21 protein-coding genes are annotated in these 26075 nt (G+C 65.2%); 8 read left to right on the top strand and 13 right to left on the bottom strand.

Annotated elements, in window-relative coordinates; translation table 11 throughout:
- Window positions 1–105: 105 nt before the first annotated feature.
- The 3 genes from QTI24_RS01940 to QTI24_RS01930 form a co-directional block, all read right to left on the bottom strand.
- Window positions 106–1800, bottom strand: coding sequence for a pseudouridine synthase (locus QTI24_RS01940; RefSeq protein WP_286597969.1), 1695 nt, complete (start codon window positions 1798–1800; stop codon window positions 106–108).
- Window positions 1797–2627, bottom strand: a complete 831-nt coding sequence (gene scpB / locus QTI24_RS01935) for an SMC-Scp complex subunit ScpB (RefSeq protein WP_286597968.1) — start codon at window positions 2625–2627, stop codon at window positions 1797–1799. The genes QTI24_RS01940 and scpB overlap by 4 nt, the downstream gene beginning before the upstream one ends.
- 127 nt (window positions 2628–2754) lie before the next feature.
- Entirely contained in the window at window positions 2755–3852 is a 1098-nt protein-coding gene (locus QTI24_RS01930; protein ID WP_286597967.1) for an RluA family pseudouridine synthase, read from the bottom strand.
- On the opposite strand from QTI24_RS01930, the gene QTI24_RS01925 reads away from it, so the two are divergent.
- Window positions 3795–4601: an outer membrane protein assembly factor BamD gene (locus tag QTI24_RS01925; RefSeq protein WP_286597966.1), complete on the top strand. Its 807-nt coding sequence runs from the start codon at window positions 3795–3797 to the stop codon at window positions 4599–4601. The two genes, QTI24_RS01930 and QTI24_RS01925, sit on opposite strands and share 58 nt — an antisense overlap.
- Before the next feature lie 117 nt (window positions 4602–4718).
- On the opposite strand, the gene yoaA is transcribed toward QTI24_RS01925, so the two are convergent.
- Both yoaA and QTI24_RS01915 read right to left on the bottom strand, forming a co-directional pair.
- Window positions 4719–6734 carry a DNA repair helicase YoaA gene (yoaA, locus tag QTI24_RS01920; RefSeq protein WP_286597964.1) on the bottom strand — a complete coding sequence of 672 codons (2016 nt, stop codon included), beginning with the start codon at window positions 6732–6734 and terminating at the stop codon, window positions 4719–4721.
- Entirely contained in the window at window positions 6734–6937 is a 204-nt protein-coding gene (locus QTI24_RS01915; protein ID WP_286597963.1) for a DUF465 domain-containing protein, read from the bottom strand. The genes yoaA and QTI24_RS01915 overlap by 1 nt, the downstream gene beginning before the upstream one ends.
- 123 nt (window positions 6938–7060) lie before the next feature.
- Here QTI24_RS01915 and QTI24_RS01910 point away from each other — a divergent pair, with 123 nt between their 5' ends.
- Complete coding sequence (locus QTI24_RS01910; protein ID WP_286597962.1) at window positions 7061–7828, top strand: PP2C family protein-serine/threonine phosphatase; 768 nt, start codon at window positions 7061–7063, stop codon at window positions 7826–7828.
- Window positions 7829–7847: 19 nt separating this feature from the next.
- Here the strand turns inward: QTI24_RS01910 and QTI24_RS01905 are convergent, their stop codons facing one another.
- From QTI24_RS01905 to QTI24_RS01875, 7 genes are all read right to left on the bottom strand, one after another.
- Entirely contained in the window at window positions 7848–8543 is a 696-nt protein-coding gene (locus tag QTI24_RS01905) for a hypothetical protein (protein WP_286597961.1), read from the bottom strand.
- The gene (zapE, locus tag QTI24_RS01900) at window positions 8543–9640 is read right to left on the bottom strand and encodes a cell division protein ZapE (protein ID WP_286597960.1); all 1098 of its coding nucleotides are present in this window, start codon (window positions 9638–9640) and stop codon (window positions 8543–8545) included. Before zapE ends, QTI24_RS01905 begins: the two co-directional genes overlap by 1 nt.
- A 3-nt stretch (window positions 9641–9643) precedes the next feature.
- Entirely contained in the window at window positions 9644–11074 is a 1431-nt protein-coding gene (lpdA, locus tag QTI24_RS01895) for a dihydrolipoyl dehydrogenase (protein ID WP_286597959.1), read from the bottom strand.
- A gap of 10 nt (window positions 11075–11084) precedes the next feature.
- Entirely contained in the window at window positions 11085–12353 is a 1269-nt protein-coding gene (gene odhB, locus QTI24_RS01890; RefSeq protein WP_286597958.1) for a 2-oxoglutarate dehydrogenase complex dihydrolipoyllysine-residue succinyltransferase, read from the bottom strand.
- Window positions 12354–12400: 47 nt separating this feature from the next.
- Window positions 12401–15283, bottom strand: a complete 2883-nt coding sequence (locus QTI24_RS01885; protein ID WP_286597957.1) for a 2-oxoglutarate dehydrogenase E1 component — start codon at window positions 15281–15283, stop codon at window positions 12401–12403.
- Window positions 15284–15521: 238 nt separating this feature from the next.
- Entirely contained in the window at window positions 15522–17477 is a 1956-nt protein-coding gene (locus QTI24_RS01880) for a propionate--CoA ligase (RefSeq protein ID WP_286597955.1), read from the bottom strand.
- 114 nt (window positions 17478–17591) lie between these two features.
- Window positions 17592–18422, bottom strand: coding sequence for a phosphate/phosphite/phosphonate ABC transporter substrate-binding protein (locus tag QTI24_RS01875; protein WP_286597953.1), 831 nt, complete (start codon window positions 18420–18422; stop codon window positions 17592–17594).
- A gap of 283 nt (window positions 18423–18705) precedes the next feature.
- Between QTI24_RS01875 and QTI24_RS01870 the strand changes: the two genes are divergently transcribed.
- The 4 genes from QTI24_RS01870 (at window position 18706) to QTI24_RS01855 (ending at window position 23147) form a co-directional block, all read left to right on the top strand.
- Entirely contained in the window at window positions 18706–19956 is a 1251-nt protein-coding gene (locus QTI24_RS01870) for a DUF1835 domain-containing protein (protein ID WP_286597952.1), read from the top strand.
- 90 nt (window positions 19957–20046) lie between these two features.
- Window positions 20047–21132, top strand: a complete 1086-nt coding sequence (locus tag QTI24_RS01865) for a carboxymuconolactone decarboxylase family protein (RefSeq protein WP_286597951.1) — start codon at window positions 20047–20049, stop codon at window positions 21130–21132.
- Complete coding sequence (locus QTI24_RS01860) at window positions 21129–21911, top strand: adenylate/guanylate cyclase domain-containing protein (RefSeq protein WP_286597949.1); 783 nt, start codon at window positions 21129–21131, stop codon at window positions 21909–21911. The genes QTI24_RS01865 and QTI24_RS01860 overlap by 4 nt, the downstream gene beginning before the upstream one ends.
- Window positions 21912–22001: 90 nt before the next feature.
- The gene (locus QTI24_RS01855) at window positions 22002–23147 is read left to right on the top strand and encodes a 3-deoxy-7-phosphoheptulonate synthase (RefSeq protein ID WP_286599241.1); all 1146 of its coding nucleotides are present in this window, start codon (window positions 22002–22004) and stop codon (window positions 23145–23147) included.
- Between the two features lie 269 nt (window positions 23148–23416).
- Here QTI24_RS01855 and QTI24_RS01850 read toward each other — a convergent pair whose 3' ends face one another.
- Window positions 23417–24100, bottom strand: coding sequence for a glutathione S-transferase family protein (locus tag QTI24_RS01850; RefSeq protein ID WP_286597948.1), 684 nt, complete (start codon window positions 24098–24100; stop codon window positions 23417–23419).
- 218 nt (window positions 24101–24318) lie between these two features.
- On the opposite strand from QTI24_RS01850, the gene QTI24_RS01845 reads away from it, so the two are divergent.
- Both QTI24_RS01845 and QTI24_RS01840 read left to right on the top strand, forming a co-directional pair.
- Window positions 24319–24759, top strand: coding sequence for a response regulator transcription factor (locus QTI24_RS01845; protein ID WP_286597946.1), 441 nt, complete (start codon window positions 24319–24321; stop codon window positions 24757–24759).
- 7 nt (window positions 24760–24766) lie between these two features.
- Window positions 24767–26074 carry a ClC family H(+)/Cl(-) exchange transporter gene (locus QTI24_RS01840; RefSeq protein WP_286597945.1) on the top strand — a complete coding sequence of 436 codons (1308 nt, stop codon included), beginning with the start codon at window positions 24767–24769 and terminating at the stop codon, window positions 26072–26074.
- The last annotated feature ends 1 nt before the right edge of the window (window position 26075 follow it).

Raw genomic sequence — 26075 nt, 5'->3', positions numbered from 1 at the left:
ACCGCAACCGTGAAGCTGCGGACTTTGACAAAGCCTTTGATTTTAACCGGCGCGATAGGGTCAACCCGCAGGAAGCGGGCGAAAGACCGGCGTTCGCGCCGATTTTCAGCGACCTCGGCGGCGACCGCCGCCTTGTCCGCCAAAGTTGCCGCCGGCGGGCCCGCCACGGCGCGGACCCTGGCGTTGTTCCTTGCGCTGGCGCGAGAAGCTGTCGGCGCCGATATATCCGAGCGATGTCTTCATCGGGTCCGGCTGGTTGGCACCGCTCGGTGGACGATCGTCGCCCTGACGGTTGCGGCCCTGCTGGCCTTGGCCTTGACCTTGGCCCTGGCGGTCGCCGCGATTGCCCCGGCGCCCCTGCGACGGACCCTTGCCGCCGCCCATGCCACGGTCGGACCGCGCGCCCGGACCGTGGGCCAGCGGATTCGGGATTGGCGCTTCGCGATCGTCCCCTTGAGGGCCGACGCCTCCGCCATTGCGGTTGCCGCGCCGCTTGCGGTTGCGGTTGTTGCGTCCGCCGCCGCCGTCCTGGCCGCCCTGGCCTCTCGGCCCTGCGCCCGGCCGAGCCTGTCGCTCGCCGGAGCCGCCTGCAGCCTGGAACAGCGCCCGGATGTCACGCTCGTCGAGTTCCATCCATGCGCCGCGCTTGAGACCGCGCGGTAGCACCATGGCGCCGTAGCGGATGCGGATCAGCCGGCTGACCGCATGCCCCACCGATTCGAAGAGTCGGCGCACCTCGCGGTTGCGGCCCTCGGAGATGGTGACGCGGTACCAGCAGTTGGAGCCTTCGCCGCCGCCCTCCTCGATGGTCCCGAAATGGGCCATCCCGTCGTCGAGGCGAACGCCTTCGAGCAGGCGCTGCTTCTCCTCGCTGCTGAGAGCGCCGAGCACCCGAACGGCGTACTCGCGCTCCAGCCCGAAACGGGGGTGCATCAACTGGTTGGCCAGTTCGCCGGAGCTCGTGAAGAGCAACAGACCTTCGGTGTTCAGGTCGAGGCGGCCAACGGACTGCCACTTGCCCTGCTGCAGGCGCGGGAGCTTGCGGAAAACGGTTGGGCGGTTCTGAGGATCGTCGTGCGTGACGACTTCGCCGACCGGCTTGTGGTACGCGATGACGCGCGCCGGCGGCGGTGCGATGCGGTAGCGAATCGGCTTGCCGTTGACCTTGACCTGGTCGCCGTACTGGATGCGCTGCCCAATGTGGGCGGGCTCGTTGTTGACCGAGATCCGGCCCTGGAGGATGAGTTGCTCCATCTCGAGGCGCGAGCCCAGGCCAGCTTGCGCCAGCACCTTGTGCAGCTTGGGCGAATCGGCCTCCGGCAGCAGCACGCGCTTGAGCGGCGGCACTTCGGGGCTTTCCTCGTCGGCGTCGAACTGGCCCGAAATAACGTCGGCAAATCGAATCGGCTCGGGCGGCGGCGCATTGCGCTGTTCACGCTCGGCGGCGCGGCGCGCACGGTCGAGGTCGTCTTCCTCTTCGTCCGGCTCTTCGTCCTCGTCGCCTTCATCCACCTCGGAAGCAGCTACCTCGCGCGCGGCGTCCACAGGCGGTGCAGGCCGCTCCTCGACAGCTGGCGCCCCGACGGACTCCACCGCATCATCGGCCGGGGTCTCGGCCGACACGTCTGTGGCGTCGGGCTTGCGCCGACGCGGGCGACGCTTGCGCGGCGCCTCGGAAGCGCCTTCTGCGACAGGGGCGGTGGCACCATCTTCAGGCTGCAACGCCGCATCCGCCGCGCGCTCCTCGGAGAGGGGTTCGGCCGGCAGCGTGGCTGCGTCATCGGGATCTTTGGGGCTCATGGTCGGGTTCCGGAAGGGACAGCGGTGGCGTCGGCCTCATCGGACGGTGCAACTACATCTGCATCTGCGTCGATGGGAGAGGAGGATGGGGATTCGGTCGGAGCGGGTGCGTCGATTTCAGGATCGATCGCCACTTCGGCTTCAGTGGCGTCGGCGGTTCCAGCGATGACCACGACGGCCTCGAGGGCTTCGCCACTCGCTGCGTTAGTTTCCGCAGGCACCGCCTCGGGCTGCGCTGCGATTTCTTCGATCGGCAGCGTAGGCTGGTCTTCGCCGGCCGCACGATGGAGCGCTTCGATCAAGGCGCCCTGCTGCGATGGCGATTCGATCACCGGCAACTGGTCCAGCGAAGCGAGGCCCAGGTCGTCGAGAAACTGTCGCGTGGTCGCATACAGGCCCGGCCGGCCGACGGTTTCGCGATGACCAATGACTTCGACCCAGTTGCGGTCTTCGAGTTGCTTGAGGATCAGCGAATTGATGGTGACACCCCGGATGTCTTCCATGTCACCTCGCGTGACTGGTTGCCGGTAGGCAATGATCGCCAGCGTCTCAAGGGCCGCACGCGTGTAGCGCGGCGGCTTCTCGGGGTGCAGGCGATCGAGATGGTCACGAAGCTCGGGCCGGCTCTGGAAACGCCAGCCGGTACCCACGCTCACGAGCTCAAGGCCGCGTTGCGACCAGTCTTCCTGCAATTCGAGCAACAACGACTTGATCGTGTCCGCGCCCAGTTCGTCGTCGAACAGCACGCGCAGTTCGCGCACCGGCAACGGCTGGGTCGAACAGATCAACGCGGTTTCGAGAATGCGCTTGGCATCCGCCGTATTCATGGTTCGCGTTATCCCGGAAAAGGCGTCTCGGGGACGCTTGTTCAGATGGATGAAAGAAGGCGCTGCAGGCACGCGGCGAATGCAACGCGAGGCCGGCATCGAATGGCCGGCGCGGCCCTCGGGACCGTCAGGCGCGATTGTAATCCAGCCCCCACTCGTAAAAACCCTGAGCGAGATCCGCCGGCGGCTGCGACTGGAACTCCATCGGCTGCCCGGTGATGGGATGCACGAATCCGAGCCTGAAGGCGTGCAGCGCCTGACGGTTCAGCCCGGCAGCGTTAGTGCCTCCGTAGAGAGCATCGCCGACGAGCGGATGGCCGATCGACGCCATGTGCACGCGAATCTGGTGGGTCCGCCCCGTTTCCAGCGTGCAGCGCACCGCACAGCCCAGGTCGTTGGTGTCGAGCGCCTCGATCAGCGTGCGCGCTGGCTTGCCGGAATGGCGCTCCAGGTCGACCACCGCCATGCGCAGGCGATTGCGCGGATCGCGGCCGATCGCGGTGTCCACATGTCGCGCGTTGGCGCCCTGCCAGGTGCGGTGGGCGAGCGCGAGGTACTGGCGCTTGACTTCGCGCGCTGCGATCAGCGCAACAAGCGCATCCATCGCCGCGCGGCTGCGCGCGACGACCATCAGGCCGCTGGTGTCGCGGTCCAGCCGATGCACGATGCCGGCGCGAGGCAACAGCGCCGCCCGCGGATCGAGCGCAAGTAGTCCATTCAACAAGGTTCCACTCCAGTTGCCTGGTGCCGGATGCACCACAAGCCCCACAGGCTTTTCGATGACGCGCAGATGGTCGTCTTCATGCAGCACGTTGATCGCCATTGTCTCGGGCCGGAATGCCTGGCTCTGAGGTGTCGGGCGAAGCTCGACGCGCCCGGCTTCGCCGGCATGCACCGTGGCCGAGGTCTTGGTCACCACCCTCCCCTGCAGTTCAACGGTGCCAGCATCGATGAGTTGCTGGAGGTAACTGCGCGAGAACTCGGGCACCAATGCGGCAAGTGCCCGATCCAGCCGCTGGCCGTGCTGGGCCTCGCCGATCAGGAAAGTGCGAATTTCGCTGGCGTCGGACAGCTCCACACCCTCGTCGTGGTCGGCCGCCTCCGGGGTATTGCCCAAGGGGTCGGCCGATATAATTGAGGGCAACTGTTTCACGAAAGCCTTATCTGATGTTTCGCGCCAAATTATCGGTTGTCTCCGGCTGGCTGGCCCTTTGCGCGGCAGCATGGCTGGTGGCTGGCTGCTCGACCCCGACCGACAAGACCGCGAACTGGAGCCCCAACCGGATCTACTCCGAAGCCAAGGACGAAGTGGACTCGGGCGCCTACGACAAAGCGGTGCCGTTGTACGAGAAGCTGGAAGGCCGCGCTGCCGGCACGCCGCTCGCGCAACAAGCGCAGCTCGACAAGGCCTATGCCCAATTCAAGGCAGGCGACAAGGTTCCGGCCGTCGCGACGCTCGATCGCTTCATAAAGCTGCACCCGGCCAGTCCGGCGATCGACTACGCGCTCTATCTCAAGGGCGTGATCAATTTCAACGACGACCTCGGCATGTTCGCGTTCATGACGCGCCAAGACTTGTCGGAGCGCGACCAGAAGGCCGCGAAGGAATCGTTCGAGGCGTTCAAGGAGCTGGTGACCCGCTTCCCCGAGTCGCGCTACACGCCAGACGCGCGCCAACGGATGAACTACATCGTCAACTCGTTGGCGCAGTATGAAGTTCACGTGGCGCGCTACTACTACAACCGCGGCGCCTACCTGGCGGCCATCAACCGCGCGCAGCAGGCCCTGGCAGACTACCGCGAAGTTCCGGCGCTCGAAGAAGCGCTGTACATCATGTACATGTCCTACGACAAGCTGGGCCTCAACGATCTCCGTGACGACACCCAGCGTGTGCTGACCTCCAACTATCCAAAGAGCGAATATCTGACGCGAGGCTTCCGGGCCAAGGACGATCCTTGGTGGAAGCTCTGGTGAACACAAAGCCCCCCGGCTTTTCACTTCGCATTCGCTTCGTGTAATTTGCCACCCTCCCGACGGGGCGGCGCGGCTCGCCTTGGGGCGGCCCCGTGGCCGCATGCTCGAGCCAGCAGACTACTCAGCGTTCCTCTCCGCTACCAATTCGACGACGGCGGCATCGAACTCCATTTCGGTTTCGATCCTGCGCATGGGCGGCAGCGCGGCGAGCAGGCGGCGGCCGTAGCCCATGGCGACGAGGCGCGTGTCGCAGATCACCAGCACACCCATATCGGTCTCTCGCCGGATCAACCGTCCGGCGCCCTGCTTGAGCGCTACGGCGGCTTCGGGTAGCGAATAGTCGCTGAAGGAGCTGCGTCCTTGCGACTCGAGACGTTGCGAACGTGCCTCGACGAGCGGGTCATTGGGCGGCGGGAACGGAAGCTTGTCGATCACGACCAGTTGCAGGGCATCGCCGGGAGCATCGAACCCCTCCCAGAAAGAGGCTGATGCGACCAGAACACAGCCGGAACGCCCATCGGCAGACCCTTCACGAAAGCGGTCCATGAGGACCCGCTTGGGAAGTTCACCCTGCACCAGCACTTCCGGCCGCTGAACGGGCTCCAGATGCTCGAATTCCTGCCGCATGGCATCGCCAATCGTCCGCAGCGCGCGCAGCGTCGTCGTGAGGACCAGCGTGCGACCACCGAGCACGCCAGCTCCCCGGGCGGCGAGTTGCGCCACGCGTTGGCTGTGCGCCGGATCGTTCGGCTTGGGAAACATGCGCGGTACGTAGAGCGCCGCCTGGCGTGCGTAGTCGAACGGGCTCTGGACGCGCAGCACCTCGGCATCGTCGAGGCCGCAGGGCTCTGTGAACCAGCGCAGCTTGGGATCGTCCCCGAGCGTGGCCGAGGTGAAGACCCATGCGCGCCCTTGCTCTTCCTCGTTGTCCGGGTCCGACTTGAGGACACGCGTTCGCACCGCTTCGGCGATGTCGAGCGGCGACTCGATCAATCGCAGCTGTGTTCCGACGTCCACCCAGCGCACCGATCCGTCGGGACAGCTCTCAGCGAAGCGCTCCGCACGGTCCGACAGTTGCTGCGCGCGATCATGGAGGCGACCGAAATCGGGCGACAGTTCGCTCACGGTGTCGAGCCCCCTCGCGGCTTCAGCGAAAGCCTGCTGCAGCGCATCGAGCGCGTCCTGCCATGCCTCCGGCGCGACGCCTTCCGGCGACGCACCGGCCCAGCGCAGCTTCGCGCCGGAGTATTGCTTGCCCACCGACAGCCGCAGTTCGCGCGCACCGCGCTCGACCCCTGCCACCAGTCGCTGCCAGTCGACCAACCCTCGCGCATGCTGGAGCCCCGCTGCCAGCAGGTCGCGTGCAAAGTCCAGGGCTTGCCCACTGCCAAGCTGAGCGCCGAGGAACTGCACCCCGGTTTCATTGAGCTGGTGTGCCTCGTCGAATACGACGACCCGCACGGTCGGCAGCAACTCCGCCATGCCGGATTCGCGCACGGCGAGGTCGGCGAAGAACAAGTGGTGGTTGATGACCACCACGTCCGCCGCCATCGCCTCGCGACGCGCGAGATTGACGTGGCACGGCTTGAACTGAGGGCATTGCGCGCCGAGGCAGTTCTCGCGGGTGGATGTCACCAGGGGGATCAGCGGCGAGCGCTCGTCCAACCCCGGCAACTCGGCCATGTCGCCCGTGCGCGTGGACTTGGACCACTGCTCGATCTTCGCAAGCGTGCGCAGCGAGCCGCGTTCGGGCAGCGAGGCGTCATGGCGCGCCTGATCGAGGCGGTGCAGGCACACATAGCTGGACCGCCCCTTGAGCAAGGCGGTCCGCACCGGTAACCCCAGCGCAGCGACCAGCCGGGGCAGATCGCGGCCGAAGAGCTGGTCTTGCAGGGTCTTGGTCGCAGTCGACAGCAGCACGCGCTCGCCGCTCAGCAGTGCCGGCACGAGGTACGAAAAGGTCTTGCCGACGCCGGTGCCTGCCTCTACGACGAGCACGCCGCCCTGGTCGATGGTGCGCGCAACAGCGAGAGCCATCTGCGTCTGGCCTTCGCGTTCTCGAAACTGCTCGGCGGCATGGGAGAGCACGCCATCCTGCGCGAAGGCCTCGCGCACCTCTTGTTCAATGGACATCAGGCGGGCTCTTGCGGGTCGAGCAGGCGTTCGAGGCGTGCGATCTCGTCGCGTAGACCCAGACGCCGCTTCTTCAAACGTCGAAGAAGCAGTTCATCGACCGGGACGACCTCGCCCAGCCGGTCGATCGTGGCGTCGAGGTCCGCATGCTGGATCCGGAGTTCGATCAGCTGGCGTGAAATGGAGTGAAGATTGGAGTCCAACGGGGGCAGTGTGAATTCGACGCAACGGCGCTTCAGCCGCAGCTTGTGTTCACTCGATAATACGTCTTCGTCCCTCCTGCACGACAACATGAAAGACCGCGCCATCGGCGCATCCGCGCCCACATGACCCGAGGCTTTCGACTCGCCGCCGCGACCGGTCTCCACAAGGGAGACCGCCCCTACCAGCAGGACCAGGTCCTGATCATGTCCCACCCCCGCACGCCGGGATGCGTGCTCGGTGTGATCGCCGACGGCATGGGCGGGCGCAGCGGCGGGCGCAAGGCTTCCGATCAGGTTCTGCTGACGGCCCGCCAGCTCTTCTCGCGCTACAAGCCCGGTCGCGACGAAGGCGTGGCCATATTGCGGCAACTGCTGGAAGACGCCCACACGGTGATCAAGCTTACAGCGGTGTCCAGCGAGCAGGAGCCGCACAGCACACTGGCCGCCTTCCTCATGAACCCCGAGGGCGACTGCGCCTGGATTCATGCCGGCGACTCGCGCATCTACCACTTCCACGACGGAAAGCTGGTCAAGCGCACCAAGGATCACTCCTACGTGCAGGTGCTGGTGGACCGCGGCGAGATCAACGACGATGAAGCCAACATGCACCCGCAGAGCAACATCCTGCTGGGCTGCCTTGGCATGAACTCGAGTCCTCCGCCGGTCGACATCCACCTCGTCCCCCGCCTGCAAACGGGCGACGTGCTGATGGCCTGCAGCGACGGGCTATGGCACTACTTCAAGCCCGAGGAGATGGGCGGGTTGCTGGCGGAACAATCGCCGCGCGCTGCCGTGGAGTTGCTGGTCGCCGAAGCGCGGCGGCGTGCACACGGGACTGGCGACAACATCTCCATCGTCGTTCTGAAGCTCGAACCGCTGCCCGCAGACTGAGGCGCCGGGCACGATCCCGTCAGCGAACTACCGGAGCCGGCGCTGCAGGTGCCGGCGCAGACGCAGGCGGCTCTCCAGGCGTCGGCAGGGGTGCCGAGCGAGGCTTGGTTCTCGCGGCGTTGCGCTTCCCGAGTTCCGCGCGATGTTCCTCCGCCTTCTGCAGTCTTTGTTCGTACTCCGCGCGCGCCGCCGGCGCATCGGCGCGCCGCTGGGCTGCCTTGGCCTGTTCTTCGGCATGGGCGCGCTGCTTGTCGTCGAACTGGCGTTGCCGTTGGGCTGCTTCGGACGCCGTTTGCGCACGGCTTGCTGCGTGATCGGCCGCGCGCTTTTCACGGTCCTGCTGCGACTTCAGCGCTTCGTCCCGCTTCGCTTGCGCATCCTGCGCGCGCTGGTCCGCCTTCTGCTGTTCAAGCTTGTCGAGTTCCGCGGCTGCGCGGCGCTTGCGCTCGAAGTCGTTCATCGACGCTTCCTGACGCTTGATGTCGTCAGTGGCCACGCGGCGGCGGCGACGGCTTTCATGCAGGCAGTCCTCGACCGCGAACTTCCTGTAGCAGGCGGCCTGCTCGGTCGCGAAGCGGGCGTCAGCGGCCTTCCGCTCCTGTGCCAGGCGCGCCCGTTCGACGTCGAAGTTCGTGCTTCCAGTCGTCGCGTCGGACTGCGCCCAGAGGGGCAGCGAGGTCAGGCAAGTCAGCAATGCAAGGACGATATTCTTCATCATGTAAGTCGGGTATCGACGACACGGCGTTCGAGCGCGAGGAATTCGGTCGACTGCATCTCGTTGAGTCGGGACACGGTTCGCGGAAACTCGTGGGCCAGCGGCCCTTCCGTGTACAACGCCTCGGGCGGCACTTCGGCGGACATGATCAGCTTCACGCGCCGATCGTAGAACACGTCGACCAGCCATGTGAACCGACGTGCTTCCGACGCCATGCGAACGGGCATGTAGGGCACGTCGGACAGCAGCACGGTGTGGAACTGCGTTGCGATTTCCAGGTAGTCGTTCTGCGAGCGCGGACCGCCACACAGCGTCTTGAAATCGAACCAGACCACGCCCCCGGCTTTGCGCCGCGCGTGGATCTCGCGCGACTCGATGTGCAGGACCGGGTTCTCGTCCGCGCTTTCGGCCAGCCGCTCGAAGGCCTTGCGCATTTCCTTGTCCGCCGCGGCGCCATTGGGCGTGAGATAGAGCCGCACCTGCTCCAGCGTGCGGCGGCGGTAGTCGGTGCCATTGTCGACGCTGATGACTTCGAGTCGGTCGTTCAGGAGCGCGATCGCGGGAAGGATGCGGTCCCGGTGCAGGCCGCCCGGATACAGATCGTCCGGCTTGAAGTTCGAGGTGGTGACGAAGCCCACGCCGTTCTCGAACAGCGCCACCAGAAGTCGATGCAGGATCATCGCGTCGGTGATGTCGGCGACGTGGAACTCGTCGAAGCAGATCAGCCGATAGCGCTTGGCGATGCGCCGCCCGAGCTCATCCAGCGGGTTGACCGTGCCCTGAAGATCGGCCAATTCGCGGTGCACTTCGCGCATGAACTCGTGGAAGTGCAGACGCGTCTTGCGTCGGAGCGGGACTGCGTTGTAGAAGCAGTCCATCAGGAAGCTCTTGCCGCGCCCGACGCCGCCATGCATGTACACCCCGCGAGGGACGTCGGGTCGGTTGATCAGCTTCTTGAATGCGTTGGAACGCTGGGCCTTGAAATCGGCCCACTCGCTCGCGCAGCGGTCGAGCGACTCCACGGCGCGCAGCTGCGCGGGGTCGCTCTGGAACCCCCGCGCAGCCAGCTCCGCGTCATAGGCCTGGCGAACGTTCACGGATCAGAAGTTCAACGTGCGCTTGTCAACGGCGAGAGCCGCCTCCTTGGTCGCCTCCGACAGCGACGGATGCGCGTGGCAGATGCGCGCGATGTCTTCGGCGCTGGCCTTGAACTCCATGGCCACCACGGCTTCGGAGATCAGCTCGCTGACCATCGGTCCGACCATGTGCACGCCGAGGATTTCGTCGGTGACCGCGTCGGCCACAAACTTGACCATGCCGGTCGTATCGCCCAGCGCACGGGCGCGCCCGTTGGCGAGGAACGGGAAGCTGCCGGCCTTGTAGGCACGGCCGCTTGCCTTGAGCTGCTGCTCGGTCTGGCCGACCCACGCGATCTCGGGCGAGGTGTAGATCACCCAAGGGATGGTGTTGAAGTTGACATGCCCGTGCTGGCCCGCGATCCGCTCGGCCACCGCGACGCCCTCTTCCTCCGCCTTGTGCGCGAGCATCGGCCCGCGCACCACGTCGCCGATGGCCCACACGTTCGGGAGGCTGGTCTTGCAGTCGTCGTCGACCACGATCGCGCCACGCTCGTCCAGTTGGAGCCCCACTGCTTCGGCGTTCAGGCCGATGGTGTTGGGCACGCGGCCGATCGAGACGATCAGCTTGTCGACCTCGAGCGACTGTGCGCCGCCCTTGGCGTCGGTGTACGCGATGCTGACGCCCTTCTTGCCGGACTTGACCTCACCGACCGTGACGCCGAGTTCGATCTTCAGGCCCTGCTTGTCAAAGGCCTTCTTCGCTTCCTTGGCGATCTGCTCGTCCACCGCGCCGAGGAAGGTCGGCAGGGCTTCGAGCACAGTCACCTCGGAACCGAGGCGGCGCCACACCGAGCCCATTTCGAGGCCGATCACGCCTGAGCCGATGAGCGCGAGCTTCTTCGGCACACCGCCGATGCGCAAGGCGCCGTCGTTCGAGAGGATCTTCTCTTCGTCGAACGGAGCGCCCGGCAAGGCGCGCGCGTTCGAGCCAGTCGAGATGATGATGTGCTTGCCGATGATGCTTTCTTCAGCCGCACCCGCCACCTTGATCTCATAGCCGCCGTCCGCGGTCTTCGCGAACGAGCCGCGGCCGTGGAAGAAGGCAACCTTGTTCTTCTTGAACAAGTAGACGATGCCGTCGTTGTTCTGCTTCACGACGGTGTCCTTGCGCGCCAGCATCTTCTCGACATCGAGGCCGAGGCCTTCGATCTTGATGCCGTGGTCGGCAAAGCTGTGTGCCGCGTGCTCGTAGTGCTCGGACGATTGCAGCAGCGCCTTCGAGGGAATGCAGCCGATGTTGGTGCAGGTGCCGCCCAAGGCCGGTCCGCCCTTTGCGTTCTTCCACTCGTCGATGCAGGCCACGTTGAAGCCCAGCTGCGCCGCACGGATCGCGGCGACGTAGCCGCCGGGGCCGCCACCGATGACGATGACGTCGAATTGTTTGTCAGACATCCGTGGCTCCTCAGATGTCGAAGAGGAGGCGTGCGGGATCTTCCAGCGCTTCCTTCATGGCGACGAGGCCCAGGACGGCTTCGCGGCCGTCGATGATGCGGTGGTCATAGCTCATCGCGAGGTAGTTCATCGGGCGAACGACAACCTGGCCGTTCTCCACCACGGCGCGGTCCTTGGTCGCATGCACGCCCAGGATGGCCGACTGCGGCGGGTTGATGATCGGCGTCGACAGCATCGAGCCGAACACGCCGCCGTTGGAGATCGAGAAGGTGCCGCCGGTCATCTCTTCGATGCCCAGCTTGCCGTCGCGCGCCTTGGCGCCGTACTCGGCGATCTTCTTCTCGATGTCCGCAAAGCTCATCTGGTCGGCATTGCGCAGGATCGGCACCACCAGGCCACGCGGCGAACCGACCGCGATGCCGATGTCGAAGTAACCGTGATAGACGATGTCGTTGCCGTCCACCGAAGCGTTGAGCACCGGGTACTTCTTGAGCGCATGCACCGCGGCCTTCACGAAGAAGCTCATGAAGCCGATCTTGACGCCGTGCTCCTTCTCGAACTTCTCCTGGAAGCGCTTGCGCATTTCCATCACGGGCGCCATGTTCACCTCGTTGAAGGTGGTCAGGATCGCGTTGGTGGACTGCGATTGCAGCAGGCGCTCGGCGATGCGCGCGCGCAGGCGGCTCATCGGGACGCGCTCTTCCGGACGCTCGCCGAGATCGGGTGCGCCGGCCGGCGAAGCGACTTGCTGCAAGGCAGCCTTCGGCGCGCCGGTCGGAATGGGCACGGGCGCAGCGACCTTGGCGGTCGAGCCCGAAGCGACGGCACCGAGCACGTCGCCCTTGGTGACGCGGCCGTCCTTGCCAGTGCCCGCGACGTCGCCGGTGCTCAGCTTGTTGTCCGCCAGCAGCTTGGCCGCGGCGGGCATGGCCACGTCGGACTTCGAGCCGCCGGTGGCAGAAGCGGCAGCGGCAGCGGCAGGAGCCGCTGCCGGAGCAGCGACGGGCGCTGCAGCCGGCGCGGCAGCGCCGGCCTTGCCTTCGGTGTCGATCTTCGCGATGAGTTGGTCGGCCACGACGGTCGCGCCGTCGCCCGCCACGATTTCGGCCAGCACGCCGGCAGCCGGGGCCGGTACTTCCAGCACGACCTTGTCGGTTTCGATCTCGATCAGGATTTCATCGATGGCGACAGCTTCGCCGGGCTTCTTCTTCCACTGGAGCATGGTGGCTTCGGCCACGGACTCGGACAACTGGGGGACTTTGACTTCAACGATGGACATTTTCTATTCCGCTTCGTGTTTCTTTGTGAGGTGAATGTGAGTTCTTCTTACTTGGTCAGCACGAAGCCTTTGAGCTTGCCGAACGCGCCGTCGACCAGCGCCTTCTGCTGTTCCTGGTGCAGGTGCGAGTAGCCGACCGCGGGCGATGCCGAGGCGGCACGGCCGGAGTAGCCGAGCTTCTGGCCTTCCTGCATGTTCTCGTGGATGTAGTGCTGCACGAAGAACCAGGCGCCCTGGTTTTGCGGCTCGTCCTGGCACCACACCACGTCGACGAGATTGGGATACTTCTTCAGTTCGGCGCCGAAGGCCTTGTGCGGGAAGGGATAGAGTTGCTCGACGCGGATGATCGCGACGTCATCGGTTCCCTTTTCCTCGCGCTTCTTCGCCAGGTCGTAGTAGACCTTGCCGGAGCAGGCGATGATGCGCTTGACCTTCTCGGCCTTGAGATCCTTGTTGTCCGGAATGACCGTCTGGAAGCTGCCCTTGGTGAACTCCGACAGCGGCGAGGTCGCGTCCTTGTTACGCAGCAGCGACTTCGGCGTCATGATCACCAGCGGCTTGCGCAGGTTGCGCACCATCTGGCGACGCAGCACGTGGAAGATCTGGCTGGCCGTGGTCGGCTGCACCACCTGTATGTTGGTGTCGGCCGACAGCTGCATGAAGCGCTCGAGGCGCGCCGAGCTGTGCTCGGGGCCCTGGCCTTCGTAGCCGTGCGGCAGCATCAGCGTGATGCCGTTGACGCGGCCCCATTTGACTTCGCCCGATGCGATGAACTGGTCGATCACGACCTGAGCGCCATTGACGAAGTCGCCGAACTGCGCTTCCCAGATCACGAGCGTGTTCGGATCATTGGAGGCGTAGCCGTATTCGAAGGCGAGCACGGCTTCTTCCGACAGGATCGAATCGATCACGACGAACGGTGCCTGGTTGTCAGCGACGTTCTGCAAGGGCACGTAGGTGCCTACGTCGAACTTCTCGCGGTTCTGGTCGTGCAGCACCGCGTGGCGGTGCGTGAAGGTTCCGCGGCCACTGTCCTCACCCGACAGACGCACCGGGTAGCCGCTGGCCACGAGCGAGGCGAAAGCCATGTGCTCGCCCATGCCCCAGTCGACGTTGACGTCGCCGCGGCCCATCGCGGCACGGTCGTCCAGCACCTTCTTAACCAGCGGATGCACGGTGAAGTTGTCCGGTGCCTTGGTGATGCGCTCGGCCAGCCGCTTCCATTCGGCGGTCGGGATGGCCGTGTCGCCGGCGTCGGTCCACTTCTTATTCAGGAAGGGGTGCCAGTCCACCGCGTACTTGCTCTTGAAGTTGGTCAGGACCGGGTCCGAGGTGTTCCTGCCGGCGTCGAAAGCCGCGCGCTGCGCCTTGACCAGGTCGTCGCCGAGCGTGGCGCCCATGCCCTGGGCGGTGAGCTTGTCGGCGTAGAGCTTGCGCGTACCGGGGTGTTGCGCGATCTTCTTGTACATCAGCGGCTGCGTCAGCGCCGGCGTGTCCTGCTCGTTGTGGCCCAGCTTGCGGAAGCAGACGATGTCGACCACCACGTCCTTCTGGAACTCCATGCGGAATTCGAGGGCGAGTTGGGTCGCGAGCACCACGGCTTCGGGGTCGTCGCCGTTCACGTGCAGCACCGGCGCTTCGATCATCTTGACGATGTCGGTGCAATACAGCGTCGAGCGGCTGTCGCGCGGGTCGCTGGTGGTGAAGCCGATCTGGTTGTTGATCACGATGTGGACCGTTCCGCCGGTGGAATAGCCGCGCGTTTCGGCCAGCGCCAGCGTTTCCATCACGACGCCTTGCCCTGCGAAGGCGGCGTCGCCGTGCACGATGACCGGCAGCACCTGCTTGCCGAGCGGGTCGGCGCGACGGTCCATGCGAGCGCGCACGGAGCCTTCGACCACCGGGTTCACGATCTCAAGGTGCGAGGGGTTGAATGCCAGGCTCAGGTGCACCGGGCCGCCGGGCGTCGACACGTCCGAGCTGAAGCCCTGGTGGTACTTGACGTCGCCGCTGGGCAGGTCTTCGGGTGCCGTGTGGTCGAACTCCGCGAAGAGGTCCGCCGGCATCTTGCCGAGCGAATTCACCAGCACGTTGAGACGGCCGCGGTGGGCCATGCCGATCACGATTTCCTGGACGCCCTTGATGCCGGCCTGCTTGATCACCTCGTCCATCGCGACGATGAAGCTTTCACCGCCTTCGAGCGAGAAGCGCTTCTGGCCGACGTACTTGGTGTGCAGGAAGCGTTCGAGGCCTTCGGCAGCGGTCAGACGCTCGAGCACGCGCTTCTTCTGTTCGGCGGAGAGCTGCGGATTGGTGCGGGCGCTTTCGAGCCGTTGCTGCCACCAGCGCTTCTGCGCCTGGTCGGTCATGTACATGTACTCGACGCCGATGGTGCCGCAGTAGGTTTCGCGCAGCGCATTGAGCAGATCGCGCAGCGACATCGTTTCCTTGCCGAAAAAGGTGTTGCTCGTGTTGAACACCGTTTCCAGGTCGGCATCTGCAAAGCCGTAGAAAGAAGGCTCGAGTTCGGGAATCGCGGGACGCTCGGTGCGCTTGAGCGGATCGAGGTCGGCCCAGCGGGCGCCGACGTTGCGATAGGCAGCAATCAGCTGCTGGACGGCCGTGCGCTTGCGGCCGAGTTCGGAATCGGCGCCGCTGGCGACGACCACCTTGGTCGTGCCCTGCTTGGCGCGCTCGGCGAAGGCATTGACGACCGGCAGGTGCGGCACGTCCTTGGTGTTGGTTCCGTCCGTCGCGGGGACGTTCTGAAGCGCGTCGAAGTACGAGCGCCAGTTGTCGGGCACGCTGCCCGGGTTGGAGAGGTAGTTTTCGTACATCTCTTCGACATAGGGCGCATTGCCGCCGAAGAGGTAGGTATTGCCTTGATAGGCGCTGTAGACGGACGAAGACGTCGACGAGGAATCGCTCATATTCCGCTGACCTTCGCTTCCCTGAAGGAAGCACTAGCTGGTTAAGAAACCTTCCGCGACACGGCTGAACCGATTGGCGGATGCGACTGTGGCTGGGGAAGGGCCTGAGTACCGGCGGATTGTAACCCCCAGGCTTGCCCACTACGTGTGGCCGCCCACCCCCTTTGCAAGGGGGCAATACCAGCCGTCCGCCAAGGCCGGTTCCGCGGTATTTCTGGACTGAGGCGGCGGCGGACGGTCAGAGCAGGTTCTTGATTTGCTGGAGGGTGGACGGGTCGTCGATGGTCGTCAGGTCGCCGGGATCGCGTTGCTCGCACACGGCCTGGATCGCGCGGCGGAGGAGCTTGCCACTGCGTGTCTTGGGCAATGCGGCCACGAAGCGCACGCGCGCGGGCCGGGCCAGGGCACCGAGATCGTCTGATACGCGCTTCATGATTTCCCCTTCAAGGTGCAGGGCCATCTTCTCGTCTGCGACAGCCGCGCCGTCCTTGGGAACGACGAAGGCCATCGCCACTTGGCCCTTGAGCGCATCGGCGACGCCGACCACGGCGACTTCGGCTACGTTCGCGTGGCCGGAGATGCTCTCCTCGATCTCGCGCGTGCCCAGCCGGTGGCCGGCCACATTGATCACGTCGTCGGTGCGGCCGAGGATGTAGAAATAGCCGTCCGCGTCGCGAATGCCCCAGTCGAAGGTCGAATACACCAGCTTGCCCGGAACGCCCTTCCAGTAGGTATTGACGAAGCGCTCGTCGTCCCTCCAGACCGTCTGCATGAAGCCCGGTGGCGTCGGGCCCTCGATGACGACGACGCCTTTCTCGTTCGCGCCGGTGAGTTCGTCGCCGGTCGTCTCATCGAGGATCTTGACCTTGAAGCCGTACATCGGGATGCCCGGGCTGCCGAACTTGCTCCGTGTGCGCTCCACGCCATTCGCGACCGTGAGGATCGGCCAGCCGGACTCGGTCTGCCAGTAGTTGTCGATGATCGGCACGCCCAGCCCCTCGCTGATCCAGCGACCTGTCGGCTCGTCGAGCGGTTCGCCAGCCAGGAAGAGCGCACGCAGGCTCGACAGGTCGTACTTCTTCAGCAGCGCGGGGTCCTGCTTCTTCAGCACGCGCACCGCCGTGGGCGCACTGAACATCACCGTCACCCTGTACTTCTCGACCAGGCGCCACCAGATGCCGCCGTCGGGCTGCTGGTCGAGACCTTGGGTCGGCAGGCCCTCGTACATAAGGGTCGCCATGCCCGCGATCAGCGGGCCATAGACGATGTAGCTGTGACCGACTACCCACCCGATGTCGCTGGTCGAGAAATAGCTTTCGCCGGCGCGGCCGTCGAAGATGTGCTGCATGCTCGCGGCGAGTGCGACGGCGTAGCCGCCGGTGTCGCGCTGTACGCCCTTCGGCTTGCCGGTGGTGCCGCTGGTGTAGAGGGTGTAGCTGATATCCGTCGCATCGAGCCAGACGCAGGGCACCTCGACATCGCGATGCCTCTCCATCAGCGCACTCGCAAGATGGTCGCGGCCTTCGGTCAGCGCCATCGGCGCCAGGCCGCGATCGAACAGCAGCACCGCATCGGGCTTGTGCGAAGACAGCCGGATCGCCTCGTCGAGCAAGGGCTTGTACGCAAGGACCTTGTTGCCGCGCGACCCGGCATCGGCGCTCACGATGACCTTCGGCGTCGCGTCCTCGATGCGCGACGCCAGCGAGCCACTCGCAAAGCCGCCGAACACCACGCAATGGATGGCCCCGATGCGCGCGCAGGCCAGCATGGCGAAGGCCGCCTCCGGAACCATCGGCATGTAGATCAGGACGCGGTCACCCTTGCCGACGCCCAGTTCCATCAGGCTGGCAGCGACGCGCTGCACTTCGGCATGGAGTTCCTTGAAGCTGTAGCTCTTCTCGACGCCGGTCTCGGTCGACACGAAGATCAAGGCGCGTTGATCACCGCGACGGGCCAGATGGCGATCGACCGCGTTGTGGCAGAGGTTGGTCGTACCACCCACGAACCAGCGCGCGAAAGGTGGCCGGCTGGCGTCCAGAGTCTGTTGCGGCGGCGACTTCCAGTCGATCAACCGGGCCTGTTCGGCCCAGAAGCCTTCGGGGTCGTCGACGGACCGGCGATAGAACTCTGCGTAGCGGCTCATGAGCATGTCTCCTTGTCTTGCAGATCCGGCCGCCGCCGAAACTGAATTCATAATTATTGAGACCGTGCTTTCTGCAAGCTGACAGCCAGCCTGGATTTTCAAAACAAGGTAAACGGGCCTGCGCGGTGCAGGCGATCCTCGTGGCGCTCGTCGTGCGGATTCGGGTCAGATCCCCAGCCAGGTCATCAACGACTTCTCGACTTCCACCGAGGGCGCGATGAATCCGGTGTACGTCGAGGTGGCGAGCGCACGCTTGCCGGCATCGGACTGTCCGAGCCCCAGCAAGGTGTCGCGCACCGTGGCGACTGTGCTCGCGTCGAGCTTGCTCGAGGCGAGCCACTGCTTGATGGGAACGGCGCGCGATTCGGCGCAGGTCTTCCCGCCAGTGGACTTCCAGGCCTTGATCACACCGGCTGACGCGGTGGCGCCGTAGACGGCGAAACCGTTCTGCACATAGAACGGCACCGCATCCTGGTAGCGCGTGTTGGTGGTCTTGACCGCGCCCTCCTGCAGGCCCTGCTCACGCAGCATCGCACGCGTGATCACGGAGGTGATGGAGTCCGGATCGGGCATGACCAGGCTCTTGCCGGCGATCTCCTTCCAATTGGAGATGGCTTTCAGGTCCTTGCACAGGAAGGACACCTTGTAATCCGTGAAGCCCGCGGTCCAGGCGAGCGTCTTGAAGTGGCCCGCCTTGGTCGCCTCGAACGCCACGTGGGCCGGATGCACGAAGGCCAGGTCGACCTGGTTCTCCTTCAACGCCTCGCGCGCGTTGCGGTACGAGCTCAGGACCTTGATCGTCACCGGCTGCTTCAGCGCCTTGCCCAGCGCCTCGGCGATAGGCTCGAACTTGGCCTCGATCTGGCTGTCACTGGCCTGATAGGTCACGCCCTCGGTCACGCCGATGACCAGCGCATGGGCTGGGGCGGCTGCGGCCAGCAGGAAGGCCGCAGCCCACGGGACGAGGCTCGGATGCTGATCGGCGCAGTCATTCATCACGGATGTCTCGAGTAGTTGGAATGGCCCGCAGAATAGGCGAGTGCCAGCCCGTTGTGGGTGAATCGGGCGAATTTCGGCCACATTTTTCGAGTCAAAGTGCGCAATTTCGCTGGCGGGGGCCCTTCGGTCACTTTTCAGCGTTGCGCTGGAAACTAGAATTCCGCCGGGCGTCTCTCCACGCCTCCCGTCCGCGGAAAGGGCTGCGCCCAGGCTTCAGATCACAGCGCATTCACATGCGACTCCCGGCCAGCCAGCGGACACGGCCGATCTTGGAGATCGTATGCCCAACGACTATCGCGCCTCGGCCTACAACGGCCATATCAACCTCGAGCACCAACGCAAGCGAGCCAAGGAGCTCCTCACTCGGCTGAGAGACGGTACGGCGGTGTCCCAGCAAGCCCTGCTCGAGCGACATGCGCTCTACTCCGCCCCTCCCCGATTGGCGGACGCGCAGTGGCTCATCGCTCGCGAGCTCGGGTTCCCGAGTTGGCCCAAGCTCAAAGCGCATACCGACGCTGTTGATTTCGCCGCTCGACATCCGCAGTTTGCTGCAGACCGCGAAGCCAGCACTCAGCATTGGCGCTGCGGCAACGACATTGCTCACAGCTTGCGCGTGGCCGGCTTCCAAGGCGAATTCCACATGTTTGCGGATCCCCTGTGCATGGGACCCGCACCGGACGTACCCGATCTCGAATTCCTCGAGCTTCGCTGCGATTTCATCAGCAGTGCCTTCGACATGCCGATCGACGACGCGCGGCAGCGCATGCGGGGCGAGTACCGAGACCTCGCCCGGATTTCGCAGGCCCCGCATGCCGTACTTTGGTGCGATGCGGATGCGTACGACCAGTTGTTTCTCATTGCCGTCCTGGCGGGGATGACCACGCCACCGGAATTGCTGGAGCTGATAGAGATCAGCCACGTCCCAGGCGTCGAAAGGTTCATCGGAATCGGGCAGTTGGCGCCAGAGGTTCTCGCGTGGCTATGGCCCCAACGACGCCGCCTGGAAGCAAGCACCCTCGAACTCGCACGCACGGCGTGGAAGGCGTATCGCGCCTCTTCGCCGCAAGCCTGGGCCGAATTGGCCTTCAGTGAGTCCTTGGGGCTGCCGTTCCTGGCACCAGCGCTGCGTCGCCAACTGCAGGAGCTCCCATCTCTGCGCGACGGACTGTCCCTGACCGAACGACTTGTGTTGGAGATCATCCGTGAGCTCGATCGGCCCACTTTGGGCCGGGTCTTCAGTGAACTGATGAGTGTTCGAGAACCTCTTCCGTTCCTGGGTGACTCGATGTTCTACGCGTTGGCGCGCGCCCTGATCGATGTGGGGAATCCTTTGATTCGAGAATTCGACACCCAGCTGGATTGGCCTCGCCGGCCGCTCGAACTGACTGGCTTGGGCAAGCTTGTCCTGGACGGCGCCGCCTACTGGGTCGATCACGCCAGCACCACTCGCTGGATCGGTGGCGTGCGGATCGAGCCTGGCCGGCCGCACTGGGCGCTCGACGAAGCACTCGTGCCGAAGTGGCGCCCATGAGGACCCTGGGCCGTGGTGAAGGCCAAAGGCAGCATGCGGCCAGCTGCTCGGCGTTGCGGCAGAATCCGTCCAATTCCGGTGGAGTGGCCGATGGCTGTGTTGCTGAGCGAAATCCAATGGGGCGACCCGGTCCTGCCGGCTGCGCACGACGTGGAGTGGGAAGCCGAACTCAAGCGCCGCGGCGCCCAGGTCCTGGAGGTTGACCGCCGAGTCGCACCCAGCCGGTGGTTGCGCGAGGCAGCCTACGAGGCGACGAGCTATGTGCCGGGCGCTCTGACGGAGCGGCTGCACCGCATGGGGAACATGGTGACGGCACAGGAGAATTCCTGCCGCTACTGCTATGGCGCGAACCGCGCTTACATGAAGGTGCTGGGCTATTCCGAGTCATTCATCCAGCAAGTCGAACGCGACGTGCAGACGGCCGAGCTGGACGACAAGGAGCGCGCGTACATCGCCTTCTGCCGCAGTCTGGCCCGATCAAGGCCCCGCCCGGCCGCGGCAGAGCGTGCTGCCCTGCTCAAGCTCGGCTACACGCCGGCGCAAATCGGCGAGATCGCGTTTGCGATCTCGCTCGGGTGCTTCTACAACCGCGTCAGCACCCTGTTGGCGTGTCCGTCGGAACAGAAGTTCGAACGCATGGCCAGCGGACCGTTCCGTTGGCTGCTCGCGCTCGCCATGCCGTTGATGAAGAAGTTCGCGCCGAGCAGGCCGGCGGAAGCGGCGATGGATCAGACTGCATTGGCCGCGGGCCCGTTTGGCGTCGTGGTGGCGCCGCTCGCGGGTCTCCATGCAGGCCGAGTCATGAAGGCGGCGCTCGACGGCGCGTTCGAGACGGGGGTGCTGAGCCGCAGCGCCAAAGTGCTGATGTTCGCCGTGGTCGCGCGCACGCTCGGCTGCCCGCATTGCGAAGCCGCGGCGACCCAGTTGCTTTTCGAAGAGGGCCTGAGTCAGACGGAAATCGAAAGCGCCTTGGCAACGCTTCGTTGCCCCCGCCTGGCACAACGCGAAGCCGGCCTCCTGGCCTGGGCGCGCGACACGGTGTACTACGAACCTTCGTCGATCCAGCAAAAGACGCGCGCCCTCGGCACCGTGCTGGACGCCGACGCGCTGCTGGAAGCCATTGGGGTGGCATCGCTGGCGAATGGGACCGTCCGGCTGGCCATGTTGCTGGAATGATGGCGCTGGCATGGGTCCTGGCCGCGGTCGGGGCCGTCGTCCTTTCGAGCCTGGCAGTACTCGTCCTGCGCGGCCGTCGCCAGAACGATCAGCTCGAGAAGCTGCTGCTGGCCTCCGATGAAAAGCTGGAGCAACTGCAACGTCAGTTCGAGCGTTTCGTGCCGGCTGACGTGGTCGAGCGGCTCACCCGCGCCGATGACGCCTTCGCGCCCGAGCGACGCCAGGTGACGATGTTGTTTGCCGACCTGCGCGGCTTCACGGCCTTGTGCGATCGGCTCGACCCCGCCGTCACCGTGAGCATCCTGAACGACTACTTCCGCCACATGACCGTTGCCATTACCCATCATCACGGTCATGTCACCGAGTTCGTGGGCGACGGCTTGCTGGCCCTGTTCGGCGCCATGGAATCCAACCCCTGGCAGGCGCGAGACGCCGTGCTGGCCGCTCTGGAAATGCGCGCGGCACTGGCGCGCTACAACGCCACTTTGCGTGAGAAGGGCCTGCCTGAACTGCGCTTCGGCATCGGCATTCACGGCGGAGAGGTGGTGGCAGGCGTGATCGGCACCGCAGGCTTGTCGAAGTTCAGCGTGACGGGCGATCCGATCAACGTTGCTGCCCGGGTCGAAGGGCTGACCAGCAAGTACGAAGTCGATCTGCTGATCACTGAGGACATTCGCCGCACGGTCCAGGATCAGTTTCGCCTCCGGCCGATGCCCCCGGCGATGGTCAAGGGCAAGGCGGAACCGATCCAGACCTATGGCGTGGAGTCCGAAGCATGAGGAACGTCCACGAAGCCGTCCGAGTTGTGCTGCTCCGTTGCGAGCTGTCGCTGATGGACAATGGCCGCTTCCTCAACCGATGCGCACAACATGCCGAAGCTCGACGACCCCCTCCACGATGCCGAGATCGGTTCCCGCGACAGCACGATCGATACCACTCGCATTGACGACGTTCGCATCGGCGCGGTTCGGCCACTGATGACGCCGGCGCTCCTGCAGGAAAGGGTCCCGGTTCTGGACAACACGCTCGCGCTGGTGGAGCAGAGCCGCGCGGCGATTGCCGATATCCTGCACGGACGCGATGACCGGCTGATCGTCGTGGTCGGACCTTGCTCGATCCACGACCACGACCAGGCCATCGAATATGCCCACCGGCTGAAGAAGGTGGCCGACGATCTCGAAAACGACCTCCTGATCGTCATGCGCACCTATTTCGAGAAGCCGCGCACGACGGTCGGCTGGAAGGGCTACATCAACGATCCGCACCTCGACGGCAGCTTCGCGATCAACGAAGGCCTCGAACGTGCTCGGCGCCTGCTTCTGGAGTTGACGCTGCTGGGGCTGCCGACGGGCACCGAGTTTCTCGACCTGCTCAGTCCTCAGTTCATCGCCGATTTGATTGCCTGGGGCGCCATCGGGGCCCGAACCACTGAGAGCCAAAGCCATCGCCAGCTCGCCTCGGGGCTCAGCTGTCCGGTGGGCTTCAAGAACGGGACCGACGGGAGCATTAAGGTGGCCGCCGATGCCATCCTTGCGGCGAGGGCTCCGCACGCATTCATGGGCATGACCAAGATGGGGATGGCCGCAATCTTCGAGACCCGCGGCAACGACGACTGCCACGTAATCCTCCGCGGCGGAAAGGCGCCGAACTATTCGGCCATCGACGTGGCCGCGAGTTGTGCGGCTCTGCGCGCCAATGGCTTGGCGGAGCAGGTCATGATCGACGTCTCGCACGGCAACAGCAGCAAGCAGCACCAGCGGCAGATCGCCGTGGCGCACCACGTGGCGGAGCAGATCTCCGCGGGCGACTCGCGCATCACCGGAGTGATGATCGAAAGTCATCTTGAGGAAGGCCGACAGGACCTGATTCCCGGCGTGCCGCCCAAGCACGGCGTCTCGATCACAGATGCCTGCATCAGCTTTACGCAGACAGTCCCGGTCCTGGACGACTTGGCGAATGCCGTGCGTAGCCGGCGCAAGAGCAGTCCCGGATTCCGCGGAGGCCCGACGGGCTGACTCAGCGGTTTTACCGTCGCACCCTTCAGAAGGTCCCCCCGTGCCGGTAGGACTTGTCTGTCTGCGCCTTCAGCGTCCCGCTGAGTCCTGGATTCCATCGCCCGGACCATATTGCTTTCACGGCCTCGGCAACTCCACTCAGGTACTCCAAGGCTGCGAGGGCCCTTCGGAAGATCATCAATCTCCGAAGGGCTCTTCGTTATTGCTGCAAGCCTCACTGCCCGCGCGGTGGCTGCGTGTATCCAACGCGGCGCTGACTTCGCGGCGCTTCAACGATCCATCGGGTCGAAGAAGCGCCGGGACAGACCTTCACGCCCAGGGTAGAACTTGAAGTAGGGACGCGCCTGATCGATGGTGAGCGCCACCGATGGATGTTCCATGAGGCGCTCGAAGTAAGCCGCCAGGCGCACGTGCTGCGGCCGCAGCGGGACGTAGGTCACGGCATAGAACAAGGCCGGCGCTGCAGCGCAGTCGGCCAGGCTGAACGCATCGCCGCTCACCCAGGTTCGCCCTTCGAGGTGGCGGTCGATGAACGCATAAGCCGACGAAAGACCTTCTCGCGCCCTCTTCGCGCCGTCGCGATCTCCTTCCGGCCGCAGAAGATCGGCGGTGCACTCCTGCATCGGCGTCATCACGTACAGGTCGAAGATCCGGTCCCATAAGCGCACATCGAGCGCGGCGTCCGGGTCGTGCGGGATGAGGGTGCGGCCAGAGCTTGCATGGTGGCGCTGCAGGTATTCGATGATGATGCTCGTCTCGGGGACGGGGCGGCCCTGGTCCACCAGCAGCGGCATCTTGCCCGTGGGAATCAACGCCAGGTAGGCCGCTCGCTCTGCGGGGTCGGCCAGATCGAGCAGTCGCTTGTCGATGGCAATGCCCAACACGTCGACCGCGATCAACACTTTGTGGCAGTAGGACGAGAGCGGGTGGTAGTGCAGTGTGAGAGCAGTCACGACATGTCCGAAGGGTTGCAGATTCGGGGCGATGGCCGCGAAATCGGTTGCAGAACATATTGTGTTGCGGCGACGGCACAAATGTCGTGCCATCGTACCAATGGCCAATATCGAAAAACACCATCTGCGGTTACGGTGCAGGACTTCCAGCGCAAGGGCAAAAGTGTTGGGCATCGAAGGATCAGGCCCTGCTCGGCGCGCCCTTCCGAAGGCAGTCCGTGAGCGAACCCACCGTATTCATCATTGACGACGACGACGCCTGTCGCGACTCGATTCGCGAGTTGGTCGTTGCGGTCGGACTCGCGGCCGCAGTCTTCGGTTCGGCGTTCGAGTTCCTGGCCGCCTTCGACCCCGCTTGGCGTGGCTGCCTGGTGCTGGACTTGCGCATGCCGTGGATGAACGGGCTCGCGCTGCAGAAACGACTGCAGGAAATGGGCGTCCAGATGCCGATCGTGTTCGTCAGCGGTAGCGTCGACATTTCGACGGCGGTCCAGGCCATCCGGGACGGCGCCGTGGACTTCCTGCAGAAGCCCTACCCGCAGCAGCAATTGCTGGATGCCATCTACAAGGCCCTGCGTTGCGAGTCCACGTTCGCGCATTCCATGTCCGGCCCGGTCATCATCGACGACGCCTCTGCCGGCGGCGGTCCGCTCGGGTGACAACCAGGTGGCGCCAAGCCCCGATCAGGACGAGAGCAGAGCCGGTACGCTGGTTCTCGCGCTGCTGTCGCTGCTCGTGGGATGCGTCACCGGGCTCGTCTGCGCCGTATTCCGGCTCCTGCTTCAACAGGCCGATGCCCTGCGAGATGAGTTCATTGCGCGAGCGCACCAGGAGGGGCTCTTGGGCCTACTGCTTGTTGTCGCCGGCGCCGCTGGAGCCACTGCCGTTGCGGCAGCCCTGGTGAGCCGGATTTCCCCGGCCGCGGCAGGCAGCGGCATACCCGAGGTCGAGGCGGCGATCAGCGGCGGCGAACCGGGCAGGCCCGTGCGCACTGCCATCGTCAAGTTCGTCGGAGGCGTGCTTGCCATCGGATCCGGCCTGGCCCTCGGGCGTGAAGGACCTAGCGTGCAGATGGGTCACTCGATCGCCGACGTGATCGGCCGGCTGTTCCGCCGCGGTCAAGTCGACGCCCGGGTGCTGTTCGCCGCCGGCGCGGGCGCCGGACTCGCTACGGCCTTCAATGCTCCGATCGCCGGCGCGGTGTTCGTCCTGGAGGAATTGCTGCGGCGTTTCGATACGCGCACGGCGGCCGCCGCGTTGGGCGCCTCGGCGAGCGCCATCGCAGTGTCGCGCGTGTTCGTGGGTGTGGAGCCGGATTTCGCCGTGCCGGCGCAACCGTTTCCGGGTTTCGCGACGGTGCCGGTCCATGTGACCCTCGGTGTCGTTGCCGCGCTCGCGGCCGCCGCCTACACGCGCGCGGTCATGGGCGCGCTGGCAGTGGCCGACCGGGCCGGCGGACTTCCAGTCACGGCGCGGGCGGCGCTGATCGGTGGCGGGGTCGGCCTCCTGGCCTGGCTGGCACCCCAATGGGTCGGGGGCGGTGACGCGCTCACGCAGCAGACGCTGCTCAATGCCGGCTCCCTGTCCACGATCGCCCTGATCTTCGTCATCCGCTTCGCGCTCGGTCCCATCTCCTATGCGGCGGGCACGCCCGGCGGCTTGTTCGCGCCGATGCTGGTTCTCGGCGCACAAATCGGCCTCGTGTTCGGTCGCCTGTATGGGGAGTGGTTTCCGGCCGGTGCGTCGCCGACCGCCTACGCCGTGGTCGGCCTCGCGGCATTTTTCACCGCGGTCGTCCGTGCGCCGCTGACGGGCATCTGCCTGGCCGTCGAGATGACGGGCAGCGTCAATCTGCTGCTGCCGATGCTGGCCGCCTGCTTTGGCGCCATGGTGGTGATGAACCTGCTCGGCATCCCGCCGATCTACGACCTGCTGCGCGAGCGGGCCGAACGAAGACTGCGTTCGTCCGGGTAGC

The organism is Variovorax sp. J22P240, assembly GCF_030316855.1.
Classification (GTDB): Bacteria; Pseudomonadota; Gammaproteobacteria; order Burkholderiales; family Burkholderiaceae_C; genus Variovorax.
Note: the sequence above shows the minus strand (reverse complement) of the source record. Positions and strands in the feature narration are given on the sequence as shown.